General features: G+C 69.4%; 12 protein-coding genes. 3 read left to right on the top strand and 9 right to left on the bottom strand.

What is annotated here, in order from left to right; all coding sequences use genetic code 11:
• Positions 1 to 7: 7 nt before the first annotated feature.
• A complete protein-coding gene (locus ABN034_RS14580; protein ID WP_349691543.1) occupies positions 8 to 1,789 on the bottom strand; it encodes a serine/threonine-protein kinase in 1,782 nt (593 codons plus the stop codon).
• A gap of 470 nt (positions 1,790 to 2,259) precedes the next feature.
• Positions 2,260 to 3,573, bottom strand: a complete 1,314-nt coding sequence (locus ABN034_RS14575) for an MFS transporter (RefSeq protein ID WP_349691542.1) — start codon at positions 3,571 to 3,573, stop codon at positions 2,260 to 2,262.
• 61 nt (positions 3,574 to 3,634) lie between these two features.
• Between ABN034_RS14575 and ABN034_RS14570 the strand changes: the two genes are divergently transcribed.
• The gene (locus ABN034_RS14570; protein WP_349691541.1) at positions 3,635 to 4,165 is read left to right on the top strand and encodes a helix-turn-helix domain-containing protein; all 531 of its coding nucleotides are present in this window, start codon (positions 3,635 to 3,637) and stop codon (positions 4,163 to 4,165) included.
• Positions 4,166 to 4,171: 6 nt separating this feature from the next.
• Here the strand turns inward: ABN034_RS14570 and ABN034_RS14565 are convergent, their stop codons facing one another.
• The 6 genes from ABN034_RS14565 to ald all read right to left on the bottom strand — a co-directional run bounded on the left by ABN034_RS14565 (position 4,172) and on the right by ald (position 10,247).
• On the bottom strand, positions 4,172 to 4,939 hold the full coding sequence (locus ABN034_RS14565; RefSeq protein ID WP_349691540.1) for a pseudouridine synthase: 768 nt from the start codon (positions 4,937 to 4,939) through the stop codon (positions 4,172 to 4,174).
• Positions 4,932 to 5,936 (bottom strand): SMC-Scp complex subunit ScpB, encoded by a 1,005-nt coding sequence (scpB, locus tag ABN034_RS14560; protein WP_349691539.1) that lies wholly within the window; start codon positions 5,934 to 5,936, stop codon positions 4,932 to 4,934. Before scpB ends, ABN034_RS14565 begins: the two co-directional genes overlap by 8 nt.
• A 2-nt stretch (positions 5,937 to 5,938) precedes the next feature.
• Positions 5,939 to 6,979: a segregation/condensation protein A gene (locus ABN034_RS14555; RefSeq protein WP_349691538.1), complete on the bottom strand. Its 1,041-nt coding sequence runs from the start codon at positions 6,977 to 6,979 to the stop codon at positions 5,939 to 5,941.
• A 14-nt stretch (positions 6,980 to 6,993) separates the two neighbouring features.
• Complete coding sequence (locus ABN034_RS14550) at positions 6,994 to 7,881, bottom strand: ParA family protein (protein WP_502877666.1); 888 nt, start codon at positions 7,879 to 7,881, stop codon at positions 6,994 to 6,996.
• Positions 7,882 to 8,115: 234 nt separating this feature from the next.
• A complete protein-coding gene (xerD, locus tag ABN034_RS14545; RefSeq protein WP_502879045.1) occupies positions 8,116 to 9,057 on the bottom strand; it encodes a site-specific tyrosine recombinase XerD in 942 nt (313 codons plus the stop codon).
• A 74-nt stretch (positions 9,058 to 9,131) separates the two neighbouring features.
• On the bottom strand, positions 9,132 to 10,247 hold the full coding sequence (gene ald / locus ABN034_RS14540) for an alanine dehydrogenase (RefSeq protein ID WP_349691537.1): 1,116 nt from the start codon (positions 10,245 to 10,247) through the stop codon (positions 9,132 to 9,134).
• A gap of 271 nt (positions 10,248 to 10,518) precedes the next feature.
• On the opposite strand from ald, the gene ABN034_RS14535 reads away from it, so the two are divergent.
• Both ABN034_RS14535 and ABN034_RS14530 read left to right on the top strand, forming a co-directional pair.
• A complete protein-coding gene (locus ABN034_RS14535; RefSeq protein WP_349691536.1) occupies positions 10,519 to 11,574 on the top strand; it encodes an aminotransferase class V-fold PLP-dependent enzyme in 1,056 nt (351 codons plus the stop codon).
• 185 nt (positions 11,575 to 11,759) lie between these two features.
• Complete coding sequence (locus ABN034_RS14530; RefSeq protein WP_349691535.1) at positions 11,760 to 13,289, top strand: helix-turn-helix domain-containing protein; 1,530 nt, start codon at positions 11,760 to 11,762, stop codon at positions 13,287 to 13,289.
• Between the two features lie 37 nt (positions 13,290 to 13,326).
• Here ABN034_RS14530 and ABN034_RS14525 read toward each other — a convergent pair whose 3' ends face one another.
• Positions 13,327 to 13,863: a GNAT family N-acetyltransferase gene (locus ABN034_RS14525; RefSeq protein WP_349691534.1), complete on the bottom strand. Its 537-nt coding sequence runs from the start codon at positions 13,861 to 13,863 to the stop codon at positions 13,327 to 13,329.
• Between the last annotated feature and the right edge of the window lie 9 nt (positions 13,864 to 13,872).

Raw genomic sequence — 13,872 nt, 5'->3', positions numbered from 1 at the left:
CGCTCGCTCAGTAGCCGGAACCGTCGCCGTCAGAGCCATCGCCCTCGTCAGAGCCGCCGTCGTTCCCGTCGCCGCTGTCTCCCCTCCGATCGCCGTCTCCGCCGCCGTCGCCCGAGAAATCCTCATTGAACAACGTGGTGAGCGGACCGTCGAGCGGAAGGTCGCCGTCCTGGAACCCCTTGGTCAGATCCTTGTTCAGGTGGGACAACTCCCGCTCCACCCCGCTGTCGTCACCCTCGGCGTATGCCTGGAGGGCGTCGTCGATGCTGTCGCGCAGGTCGTCAGCGACGTCCTCCTCGATCAGGTCCTCGGCTTCCAGCGTCGCAAGGGTCGAGTCGAGCTGCTGGAGCCACTGCGGCGATCCGTACTCCGGATTGGCGGGAACGTCCTCGGCGGTACCCCGCGTCTCGGGCGACGGCGTGTTGGAGGGCACGGTCTGCTTCGGCGTGGTCTTCGGAGCCGGCGCGTTCGCGGCCGGGTCCTCCTGAGTACGCAGGTACTGGACGGACCAGGCCAAGGCGGCCACCGCGAGCGCGACAGCCAGCACCAGGAGAGCGGTACGCAGTCTCCGCCGACCCCGACGTGGGCCACTACCGGAACCACGTTCGGGAGGGCGCTGAGGGTCGTCGATCCGGAACTGTCGCGTCGATCCGGTGCCGGAACCGCTCGCGGCCGCGCTCGCGGCGTCCGATCCCCACGCGGACGTCGACGGTGCCGGCCCCACCGTGCCGCGTTGACCCACTGTGGGTCCGGCCTGGCCCGGCGGCACACCCTGGCCCGGCGACACGCCCTGGCTCGGCGACATTGCCTGGCTGGATGACACCGGTGGGGACGACGCCTCCGGCGGTGTGGACGGCGGTTGGGACGTCGCCGCTGGATCGGGCATCAGCAGGGCGGGCGTCACCATCGTGGGTGCGGCGGCCGCAGCCTCCGCGTCGACCTGGGTACCTGCTCGCACAGCCTGCGCCGTGCCCGCCAGCGCAGTCCGCACGGTCGCGGCGTCGGCGGGCCGGTTGGCCGGATCTTTGGCGAGCAGGCTGAGGATGAGTGCCTCGAGGTCGGCGGGTACGTCGGGACGGAGCCGGGTAACCGGTTCGGGCTCGGTGTAGAGGTGGGCGTACATCACCTCGGTCGGTCCGCCGACGAACGGCGTACGACCGGCGAGTAGCTGGTAGAGAACGCAACCCAGGGCGTAGAGGTCGGTGCGGGCGTCGGCGTCGGTCCCACGCGCCTGTTCCGGTGCGATGTAGGCTGCGGTCCCCACGATGGTGCCGGTCCGGGTCAGCCTGGTCGATGCCTCGTTGAGCACGCGGGCGATCCCGAAGTCGACGACCTTGAGTGTGCCCTCCCGGGTGCGTACCAGGTTGCTCGGTTTGACGTCGCGGTGCACGACTCCCGCCGCATGGGCGGCCATCAGGCCAGCGGCGGCCTGCGCGCCGAGGTCGCGGACGTCGGCGATCGGAAGGGGCCCGTTGTCGGCCAGCTCCTCGGCGAGGGTCTTGCCTTCGAGCAGCTCCATGACGAGGTAGGAGGAGCCGAGCCAGTCGCCGACGTCGAAGATGGCGACGACGTTGGGGTGGCTGAGCTGGGCGGCCGAGCGCGCCTCCCGGACGAAGCGCTTCTTGTCCGCCGCGTCGGTGAGTCCGGCGCGGAGCAGCTTCACGGCGACCGGCCGGCCGAGGGTCGTGTCGAAGGCGCGCCACACCTCCCCCATGCCCCCGCGGCTGAGCAGTTCGTCGAGTCGGTAGCGACCGACCGACGTGCCCACCATCGCCGACTCCAGGTTCACAACATCCTCCGTCGCACCATTGATGACCGGCTGCTCACAGGCGCCGCCACCGGAACCTACCGCCCTGTGGCGCTCCAGCAGGCCTGCTGCGTCGGCCCGCATCACCGAGCTCTCCTGCACCGCGACGGTGTGCGCGGCGATGCAGGCAGCAGCGTACGCAGGGCACCCCCCAGGCCGCCAACAGCCGACCGCCGCTGCCGCGGGAGGCGGTCATGCGCATCGCGATCGCCGTCACGTCCCCGATACGACGTCGGGCGGTTCCGGAACGTGTGTGCGCTGGCCGAAATCGGCCAGGACGCCTCGTGTGGGCCTCGGGCCGGCATTGCAGCGGGCGTGCCGGGCGCTTGGATCGCGCGGCGGAGCGGCGACCGGTAGTCATGAACGAATGACCACATGCGTTCATCTGGTCGAACTCTCACGAGGAGGCTTCGTCGAGGCGGGCGACCAGCTCGACGCGGGCGAGACCCTCGTCACGACCGCTCGGATCGCCGCCGTTCGATCCGCTCGACGACCTGCTCTTCGAGCAGGTCCTCGAGGTGGTTTTCAGGCCCGGAGGGTAGCTCCCGCATCGTGCGCAGCGGCGAGAGCAGCACCGGCAGGAAGGCGAGGCTGCCGCCCACCGCACCGATCACCAGCGTCGTCCGCGCACCCACCGCGCTGCCGAGTACGCCGCCGAGGATCCCGCCGATCGGCTGTGTACCCCAGACGAGGAAGCGCATGGTGGCGTTCATCCGGCCGAGGAGATGATCCGGGGTGACGGCCTGGCGGAAGCTCACCTGGGTGACGTTGTAGACCACGACACCCACCGCGAAGACGGCGCCACCCGCCGCCGCGAGCCAGATCCGCCATCCCGGCTCGGCGAGCGGAAGGAGAAGTGCGAACGGCGCCGTACAGCACACCGACAGCCAGATCGCCGGGCCCTGGCCGACCCACGCCGCGAACCGTCGCGCGACGAGGGCACCCACCACCCCTCCGATCCCAGCGACACTCAGGACCAGACCGATCACGCCGGCCCCGAGGCCCAGGTCCCGGCGGAGGAAGAAGATCACCATCGCACCGGTCGCGGCACTGCACAGGTTGGCCGTACTCGTACATGCCGCGATCGACCGGAGCAGCCGGTGTCCCAGCACGAACCGCAGACCTTCACCGATGTCGCGCACCAGATGGGTGTCGGGCCGGTGTGGTCGCTCCTCACGCTTGGTGATGCGTACGACGAACACCGCCGACAACGCCAGGGCGACCGCATCGGCGAGCAACGCGACCGGCGCCGTGACCACCTGGATCAGGGATCCCGCCGCACCCGGGCCGCCCACATGGGAGAGAGCCCGGACGGACTCGAGCCGCGAGTTCCCCTCCACCAGGTTGGCCCGACCGACGAGGTGCGGCAGATAGCTCTGGTACGCCACGTCGAAGAAGACGGTGAGGATCCCGTGCAGGAGCGCGACGGCGTAGAGCTGCCAGAGCGTGAGCATGCCCGCCCACCACGCCGCGGGAACCGTCGCCAGCAGGATCGCGCGGCCCACGTCGCCGGCGATGAGGACACGCCGCCGCCGCATCCGGTCGACCCATGCGCCGGCGGGTAGTCCGACGAGCAGGAACGCCGCGGTCGTGAGCGCGGTCAGGATGCCGACCTCGAACTCGTTCACCGCCAACGTCTCCACGGCCACGAGCGGGAGCGCCAGGAAGCTGACCTGGTACCCGAACTGGCTCACCGTCGTCGCGGCGAACAACCGGCGGAAGTCGCGGTCGAGCAACAGGCCGAGCCGGGAGCGATCTCGTGACATGGACGTGATCGTGGCGGACTGATTGGGATTCGTCAATCAGTTACGTCCTATCCTGACCGCCATGACCGTCCGGCGACGTCCCGCGACCGAAGCGGAAGCCCGCGCGCTGGCCTCGGCGATCCGGCTGCGGATCCTGCGCCTTTGCCTCGACCGGGCACTCACCAACAAACAGATCGCCGAACGACTGGGAGCCAACCCGGCGACCACGCTGCACCACGTGCGCACCCTCGTCGCGACCGGCTTCCTCGACCCGCAGGAGGCCCGGCGCGGCACCCGAGGCGCCCGCGAGGTGCCCTATCTCGCCACCGGCAAGTCGTGGACGCTCGACGTCAGCGAGCTGCCAGGACCCGCACGCGGCCTGCAGGCCATGATCGACGCCTTCCTGAGCGAGGTCGAGGGAGCCCTGGCCGAACGTCCGGACCAGATCAGGGCGAGCCGACTCGGCCTGCGCCTGACCGCGAAGGAACGCGACGAGTTCGACACCCGCCTCAACGCCCTGCTCGAGGAGTTCAAGGCGCGCCAGCCCGGACGCACAGCTCGGGCGTACTCCCTCTTCTTCGCCCTGCATCCCGACCTCACGCGGGACTCCTGACTCGCGCTACAGCTCCACAAGGTCGAGGAGGACGGCGAGTTCCTGCGAGGTGAGGGGCCGCATGCTTCCCGCACGCAGGTCGCCGAGCTTGACCGGTCCGATCGACGTACGCACCAAGCGCCGGACGGGATGCCCCACCTCGGCGAGCATCCGCCGCACGATGTGCTTACGCCCCTCGTGGAGCACCAGCTCGACCATCGCCCGACCCTCGACGCGCTGGACGATCCGGAACGCGTCCGCGCGTGCGACACCGTCCTCGAGCTCGACGCCCTCGCGCAGCTGGCGACCCACCCTGGCCGCCACAGGTCCAGGCACCTCCGCGAGATAGGTCTTCTCCACCCCGTGCGACGGGTGAGCCAGCCGGTGCGCGAACTCCCCGTCGTTGACCAGCAGCAACAGGCCCTCGGTGTCGGTGTCGAGCCGGCCGACGTGGAAGAGCCGCTCCTTCTGGTGTCGAACCAGGTCACCTAGGCAGCGGCGACCTTCCGGATCGCTCATCGTGCTCACCACGCCGCGCGGCTTGTTGAGTGCGAGATAGACCTTGCCGACATCGACGACGACCCGCTCGCCATCCACTCGCAGGACGTCGTGCTCGGGGTCGACCCGGGTGCCGAGCGTGGTCACCACGGCATCGTTGACCTTCACCCGGCCCGCGGTGATGAGGTCTTCGGCCGCGCGGCGGCTGGCGACACCCGCCTGCGCGAGGACCTTCTGCAGGCGTACACCCTCGCGCTCGGTAGCGCCCTCGTGCTCGGTCGCGGTCGGCTCAGTCATCCTCGGTCCGGTGGGGAAGCTCGGTCGCCTGGTGGGGAAGCTCGGTCGCCTGGTGGGGAAGCTCGGTCGCCTCGGCGGCGTCAGGCGCCTGCGGCTGCTCGGACAGGGGAAGTTCCGGCTCGGCCTGCGCCGATTCGCCGGTGGCGGGAGAGGTCGGCGACTCTCCCATCGCGGAAGACGCCTGCTCGGGATCCATCTCGTCGACGTCGGGAAGATACGGGGCCAGACTCGGGAGCTCGTCGAGCGAACCGAGACCGAGTCGCTCGAGGAAGTACGACGTGGTGCGGTACAGCGTCGCACCGCTTTCTCCGTCGGCACCGGCCTCCTCGATCAGACCACGGGTCAGCAGGGTACGGACGACGCCGTCACAGTTGACGCCACGGATCGCCGACACGCGACTCCGGCTCACCGGCTGCCGATAGGCGATCACCGCCAGGGTCTCCAGCGCGGCCTGGGTGAGTCGCGCCTGCTGGCCGTCGAGGACGAAGCGCTCGACGACATCGGCGTACTCCTCGCGGGTGTAGAGACGCCACCCACCCGCCACCTCGCGGAGGTCGAACCCGCGTCCCTCCTTGGTGTAGGAGTCGGAGAGGGCACGCAGTGCCTCCTCGATCTCGGGGCGAGGGCGGCCGAGCACCTGCGCCAGCGTGACCGCCGGCAGCGGCTCGTCGACGATCAGCAGGATCGCCTCGATCGGTCCGTACAGGTCACCAGGGACACTGACATCCAGCGTCTCCTCGGCGGGTCCACCGGGCTCCTGGTCCACGGGCTCCTGGTCCACGGGCTCCTGGTCCACGGGCTCCTGGTCCACGGGCTCCTGGTCCACGGACCCTGTGCCGACGGCCGGCGGCTCCTGGTCCAGCGGCTCCCTGCCGACCGACTGGTCGCCCACAGGGTCTGGTTCGGTCGGCGACGGTTCGTGCTCCACCGAGTGGGGGTCATCTCGTCCCGGATCGCGAGCTTCCTCTGACACGTCCCCCTCGTACTCGCTCGTCACCGTCACTCCCCTGACTCCCGCTCATCCTGCTCCTGACCAGCATGCTCCCCGGTCGGCTGCCGCTCGGTAGGGCCCTCCTCGGCGGCTCCCTCCGCGACCGGCTCCCGCGCAGGTTCCGCTTCGACCGCCTCGTCGCCAGGCGCTTCCTCGGCTGACTCGGCCGGAGCTTGTCCCGTGTCCTGCACGGGCTGGAGCCCGGCCTGGTCGCCTTCGTCGAACTCGGCCCCGACCGCGATGTCACCCTCATCGCTCCCCGACCACCGTACGGTCAGCTCGGCCAGCGCCTCCGCCTGCTCGAACGCCACCGCACCTTCGCGGAAGAGCTCCAGCAGAGCCAGGAACCGCGCGATGGTCGTGACGAGGTTGGGTGAGTCCGCCGTCAACGCCCGGAACGTCGTCGACCGCGTCCGGCGTAACCGCTCGACCATCACCGTCGCCTGCTCCCGCACACTGACCCGCGGCGCATGGATGTGCGCGAGCGAGAGCACCGGTTCGGCCCGAGGACGTAGCGCGTTGGCGGCGAGTCTCGCGAACTCCTCGACGCCGAGCCCGATGAGCACTTCGGGCAGCAGCTGACCGAAACGGTCCTCCAACCCCACAGCCCGTGGGAATCTCCGCGCCTCCGCTGCCATCCGGGTCGCCATGATGCCCGCGACCTGTTTGTACGCCCGGTACTGCAGCAGCCGGGCGAAGAGCAGGTCCCGCGCCTCCAGCAACGCGAGGTCCTCCTCGTCCTCGACCTCACCCTGCGGCAGCAGGCGCGCGGCCTTGAGGTCGAGCAGTGTCGACGCGACGAGCAGGAACTCCGTCGTCTGGTCGAGGTCCCACTGCGGCCCCATCGCCCGGATGTAGCCGATGAACTCGTCGGTCACGACGGAGAGCGCAATCTCGGTGACGTCGAGCTTGTGCTTGGAGATCAGGCCGAGCAGCAGGTCGAAGGGACCTTCGAAGTTGTCCAGGCGCACGGTGAAGCTCTGCGCGCGTTGCTCGGCACGGACGAGCTCGGGATCCCCCGCCGCGCCTCCGGTATCGGAGTCGGTCACCTCAGTCGTCGCCGTCACAGCCGGGTGAGGAGTTCCCGCGCAAGCTGGCGGTAGGCCTCCGCGGCCATGCTGCTCGGTGCGTACGTGGTGATCGGTTCGCCGAGTTTGTTGGTCTCGGGGAACCGCACCGTCCGGGAGATGATGGTGTGGAAGACCGTCTCGCCGAACCGTTCGACGACCTCCTCGAGGATCTCGCGCGCATGGAGCGTACGCATGTCGAACATCGTCGCGAGGATGCCCTCGATCTTCAGTTTCGGGTTGATCCGCTGCTGGACGGTACGAATGGTCTTGTCGACAAGGAATCCCAGCCCGCGCAGGGCGAAGTACTCACACTCCAGCGGGATGATGACGCCGTCGGAGGCGGTCAGCGCGTTGACCGTCAACAACCCGAGTGACGGCTGGCAGTCGATGAGGATGAAGTCGTACTCCGGGCGCATCGGGTCGAGCTCACGCATCAGCGTGGTCTCCCGCGCGACCTCGGTGACGAGCTGGATCTCCGCCCCGGACAGGGAGATGTCCGACGGCAGCAGGTCCATGCCGTCGATGCTCGTCTTCAGGCGTACGTCCGGCGCACTGATCTCGTGGTCGATGACCAGGTCGTAGGTCGACGCGTCGAGACCGAGCGGGTCGACACCGAGACCGATCGTGAGCGACGCCTGAGGGTCGAAGTCGACGAGGAGCACCCGACGGCCCAACTCCGCGAGGGACGCACCGAGGTTGATGGCTGTGGTGGTCTTGCCGACGCCGCCCTTCTGGTTGACGATCGCGATCACCTTGGCCGGGCCGTGTGACTCCAGCGGCGGCGGCTTGGGGAACTTGATCCGAGGGCGGGGCGCTTCTTCCAGGCCGTCGCTCTGCACGTCTCGAGAGAGTTGGGCAGACTCGGCTCCGGGACCGTTCATCGAGTCGTTCACGGCTCGCGTAACCTCCTGCCCCATCTGGCCAGCACCGCCGGTGTGGCCACTCGCGGTCCGGTGACTCTAGCGGGTGCCCGCTCGGGGCACTCCGCGTCTTCATGCCCGAGGGCGCGGTGGTGAGCCAGGCAGGCGAGCCGTCCGCCCCGATGGTCCGAGCCGTGCGGCACACACGCCGTGCTCTCTAAGACGGTAGCCCTTGATCGTGCCGGAGGGCGGGCTTTAGGCCTGCGCACGGGGGTGTGTCGCGGCATAGACCTCACGCAGCTTGTCCACCGTGACGAGCGTATAGACCTGGGTCGTCGTCACCGACGCGTGCCCGAGGAGTTCCTGCACGACACGCACGTCCGCACCACCGTCGAGCAGATGCGTGGCGAACGAATGGCGAAGCGTGTGCGGCGAGACTTCCGCGGTCACCTTGGCGCGTTCAGCCGCGTGGCGGAGCACGGTCCAGGCACTCTGGCGGGACAGCCGTCCGCCGCGGGCGTTGAGGAAGAGCGCCGGGGTCCCGCGTCCCGCGGTCGCGAGCGCCGGGCGTGCGCGCACCTGGTAGGCGGACACCGCCTCACTGGCGTACGAACCGACCGGCACCACGCGCTCCTTACCTCCCTTGCCACGCAACAGGACCTCTCCGACGGCCAGGTCGAGGTCGTCGACGTCGAGGCCGACGGCCTCGGAGATGCGCGCGCCTGTGCCGTAGAGCAGTTCGAGCAGGGCCCGGTCGCGCAACGCGAGCGGAGTGTCACCGATGCCCGCGGCGTCGAGGAGCCGACCGACGTCGGAGACCGGCAGCGCCTTTGGCAGCCGTCGTGGTGGCGCGGGCGGACGTACGTCGCGGGCAGGGTCCGACGGTGTCCAGCCCTCCCGGTGGGCGAACCTGTGGTAGCCCCGGACGGCGACCACGGTCCGGGCCGCGGAGCTGGCCCCGAGCGGCGGATGTTCGGCGTCCCCCTCGCGAAGGCGGACCAGGAACGCGGTCACGTCCGCTTCACCGATCTGGTCGGCCCGGTCGAGGCCGCGCCCCGCCAGGAACTCGGCGTATCTGCGGAGGTCGCGACGGTAGGACGACAGGGTGTTCTCCGCGAGCCCGCGTTCGACCGCGAGGTGGTCGAGGTAGCCATTCAGCGACCTGCCCAGCACGCTCGACTCCGCCACCTGCGCCACCCTCTGATTGTGGCGCAGGTGGCGGCCGTCCTGCCGAGCCCTCCTCGAGTGTGTGTCGCTCAGGTGTGTGTCGTTCAGGCCATCACCTCGTCGAGCGCGGCGTGCGGCAGCCTGTGTGCCTCGGCGACGGCGGCGTTGACCAGATGGCCCTCGTGGGTGTTGACGCCGAGCCCGAGTGCGTGGTCGGCGCGGCAGGCGGCGCGCCACCCGTGGTCGGCGAGTTCGAGAACGTACGGCAGCGTGACGTTGGTGAGCGCGTAGGTCGACGTGTGCGGCACCGCCCCCGGCATGTTGGCGACGCAGTAGAACACCGAGTCGTGGACGCGGTAGGTCGGCTCGTCGTGGGTCGTCGGCCGGGAGTCCTCGAAACAGCCGCCCTGGTCGATCGAGATGTCGACAAGGACGCTGCCGGGCTTCATCCGCGCCACCTGGTCGTTGGTCACCAGCGTCGGCGCCTTCGCACCGGGCACGAGGACGGCGCCGATCACGAGGTCGGCGTCGAGGACCGCGCGCTCCACTTCGTACGCATTGGAGGCGACCGTCTGCAGGTGGCCCCGGTAGATGCGGTCGGCCTGGCGGAGCCGTTCGACGTTCTTGTCCAGCAGCAGTACCTCCGCCTGCATGCCGAGGGCGATCGCGGCGGCGTTGAGGCCGGAGACACCGGCGCCGATGACCACCACCTTCGCGGCGTAGACACCGGAGACACCCCCCATGAGGATGCCCCTGCCGCCGCCCTGCCGCATCAGGTGGTACGCACCGACCTGGGGGGCGAGCCGGCCCGCGACCTCGCTCATCGGCGCGAGTAGCGGGAGTGAACCGTCGGCCAGCTGGACCGTTTCATAAGCGATGCCCGTCACGCCCGAGTCGAGGAGCGCATCGGTGCAGGCCCGCGACGCGGCCAGGTGAAGGTAGGTGAAGAGGACCTGCCCCTTCGACAGCCGGTCGTACTCCTCGGCGACGGGCTCCTTGACCTTCAGCAGGAGCTCACCCTCGGCCCACACGTCGTCGGCGGTGGGCACGATCCGCGCGCCGGCGCGGACGAACTCCGCGTCGGGAATCACCGAGCCTTCGCCAGCGGAACGCTCGACCACCACGTCGTGGCCGTGCCGGGTCAGTTCGTGCGCCCCCGCCGGGGTGAGGGCGACGCGGTACTCATGACACTTGACTTCCTTGGGAACCCCGATTTTCACGGTTGTTCAGCGCCTTCCTGACTGTGTGGTGAAGGGCCCGCGGTAGCGGGCAGGCCTTCACCACTGCTGGGGACGGCGTCGTTGCCGACCCACCCTTCCATCGTCGCTCGGTCGTGCGACCTCAGGTCTGGGCGGGGCGAGTGTAATCCGGATATCGCGACCTTTCGGGCGACATGCGCGCACCGCGCCAGGCCATCCTGGAAGATTCCCCGGGTTCAGCGCATCGGCGGACCTTCATGATCGCCAGGCGTGTCTGGCAGGGTTGCTGCCGATGGACGTGACCGAGGCACAGACCCTGTGGGACGCCACTCCCGGCTGGCTGAACACCGCGAGCTACGGACTGCCCCCACGGCCGGCGTGGAACGCACTCCAGTCCGCACTGGACGAGTGGCGGCACGGCCGGACGAGTTGGGAGCACTGGGACGAGTCCACGCAGGCGTCCCGGGCGGCCTTCGCGCGCCTGACCGGGGCGGACGTGGCCGACATCGCCGTCGGCAGCACGGCGTCAGGGCTTCTCGCACCCGTCGCGGCGAGCCTGCCCGCCGACGCACGGGTCGTCGTCCCCGAGATCGAGTTCACCTCCAACCTCTTTCCGTGGCTGGTCCAGGCCGAGCGCGGCGTCGAGGTCGTCACGGTGCCCACCGCCCGCCTGGCCGACGCCGTGACCGCTGGCACCAGCGGCGGTTCGGGGCGTACGACGGTCGTGGCGGTCAGCGCCGTGCAGTCGGCGACGGGCGAGGTCGCAGACCTCGAGGCCGTGGTGGAGGCGGCCCGCTCGGTCGGCGCGCTGGTGGTCGTCGACGCGAGTCAGGCTGCCGGCTGGCTGCCATGGCGCTGGTCGCGTGCCGATGTCGTCGTGGCCGCGGCGTACAAGTGGCTGATGGCGCCTCGGGGTGCGGCGTTCGGCTACTTCTCCCCCGCCGTACGTGACCGCTTCACCCCCCTGCAGGCAGGGTGGTACGCCGGCGCTGATCCGCATGACTCGTACTACGGCCCGCCACTTCGACTGGCGGCCGACGCCCGGCGTTTCGACGTGTCGCCGGCCTGGTTCAGCTTTGTCGGCGCCGCTCCGGCCCTCGCGCTCCTGCTCCAGATCGGGATCGAGCAGGTGAACGCCCACGATGTCGCGCTCGCCAACCGGTTCCGAGCCGGGCTCGGCCTGGCGCCGGCAGACTCCGCGATCGTGTCGGCGGACATTCCCGGTGCCGAGGACAAGCTCGCCAGGGCGGGGATCAGGGCAGCAGTTCGCGACGGCCGGGTCCGGGTGTCGTGCCACGTCTACTCCACCACCGCCGACGTGGACCATGCACTCGACGCCCTGACCTGAGCGCGCTCCACAACGAGTGGTCATGGCGATGGTCGGGTAGGACCAGCACATGAGCGCGCGCTTCGACCGAGCGGCCCAGCCGACATCATGAAATGCAATATCTGGAGAAGGCGCTCGCGAGCTCCCTGGAGATTCTGCAGCTTAGACGTCTGTCGTACCTCAGATATGAGATATGGTCCTCGGCCATGAGCGAAGACTACCTGCGCCGGATCGGCAGCCTGATCCGCGACTCGCGCCAGCACCGAGGCTGGACCCAGGCCCGGCTGGCCGACACCCTCGGCACCAGTCAGAGCGCGATCAACCGGATCGAGCACGGCCACCAGAACCTCAGCCTCGACATGCTCGCCCGCATCGGTGAGGCTCTCGACTCGGAGATCGTCTCGCTCGGCACCTCGGGGCCGATGCACCTGCGGGTCGTCGGCGGGCGCGAACTGTCGGGCAGTATCGATGTCAAGACCAGCAAGAACGCCGGCATCGCGCTGCTCTGCGCGTCGCTGCTCAACAAGGGGCGGACCACCCTGCGCAAGGTCGCGCGCATCGAGGAGGTCAACCGGATCCTCGAGGTGCTGGCCAGCATCGGAGTGCGCACCCGGTGGCTCAACCCGCAGAACGACCTCGAGATCGTGCCACCCGCGAAGCTCGACCTCGACAGCATGGACGTCGAGGCCGCCCGCCGCACCCGGACGGTGCTCAACTTCCTCGGCCCGCTCATGCACCTGGAGGACCGGTTCAAGATCCCGCACGCGGGCGGGTGTGACCTCGGCACGCGTACCGTCGAACCGCACATGGTCGCGCTGCGTCAACTCGGCCTCGAGGTCAAGGCGACGGGCGGCTACTACCACGCCGAGGTGGACCGCTCGGTCGCACCCACCCGCCCGATCGTCCTGACCGAGCGGGGCGACATGGCGACCGAGAACGCACTGATGGCGGCCAGCCGTCGCGATGGGGTCACCGTCATCCGTAACGCGAGCCCGAACTACATGGTGCAGGACCTGTGCTTCTTCCTGACGGAGTTGGGCGTACGCATCGACGGGATCGGGAGTACGACCCTCACCGTCCACGGCGTACCCGTCATCGACCGCGACGTCGACTACGCCCCCTCGGAGGATCCGATCGAGGCGATGAGCCTTATCGCCGCCGCCATCGTCACGTCGTCGACCATCACGATCCGTAGGGCGCCGATCGAGTTCCTCGAGATCGAGCTGGCGCTGCTGGAGGAGATGGGGCTGGCGTGTCGGCGAAGCGAGGAGTACGCAGCCGTCAACGGTCACACCCGGCTGGTCGACCTGACCGTCTCGCCGGCGCGGCTCCACGCGCCGATCGACAAGATCCACCCGATGCCGTTCCCGGGGCTGAACATCGACAACCTGCCGTTCTTCGCGGTCATCGCGGCGTCGGCCCACGGGACGACGCTGATCCATGACTGGGTCTATGAGAACCGGGCCATCCACCTGACCGAGCTGAACAAGCTCGGCGGCAAGGTCCGGCTGGCCGACCCGCACCGGATCTACGTCGACGGTCCGACCCACTGGTCAGGGGCAGAGGTGATCTGCCCACCGGCGTTGCGACCCGCGGTCTGCATCCTGCTCGCGATGCTGGCGGCGAAGGGGACGTCGGTGCTGCGCAACATCTACGTCATCAACCGCGGTTACGAAGATCTGGCCGAACGCCTGAACCAGCTTGGCGCCCAGATCGAGACGTTCCGCGACATCTAGTCGCTCTGCCTCAGGGGGAATGATCACGTATGCGTGATCAATCCCCGTCGCGAGCGAGACGCCATTCGTCGTCGAGGATGCTGAACGCCAGGGAGTCCCGCCAGCCGTCGCGGATGAGCTGGGTGTGCCGAAGGTGCCCCTCATAGGTCATGCCCAGCTTGCGGAGCACGGCCGCCGAGCCGAGGTTGCGCGGATCGCAGGTGCCGACGATGCGGTGAAGGTCCAGTTCCTCGAAGCCGATGCGCAACAGCTCACGCCCGGCCGCCGTGCCCACCCCGCGACCCCACATCCGTGGGTGCACGATGTAGGAGATCTCGCCCTGTCGGTGCGTACGGTGGAGGATCTTGAGCTCACCGTTGCCGACCACCACCCCGTCCACCTCGACCGCGTGGACGTACCGCACCTGTGGACTCTGCTCCCACGCCTGGACAGCGGCCTTGACGAACGCCTTGGTCTCCTCCTCCGTGCTCGGTCCCCACGTCTGGTAGCGGCACGCCTCCGGCAGACTCGCCCATGCGTGGACGGCCGGCCAGTCGTCGTAGGAGAGCGGTCGCAGGCGAACATCCGTCGACATCGCACCAGG

The organism is Actinopolymorpha sp. B11F2, from assembly GCF_040195635.1.
Lineage (GTDB): Bacteria > Actinomycetota > Actinomycetes > Propionibacteriales > Actinopolymorphaceae > Thermasporomyces.
The sequence above is the reverse complement of the archived record's forward strand: the minus strand, read 5'-3'. Positions and strand labels throughout refer to the sequence as shown.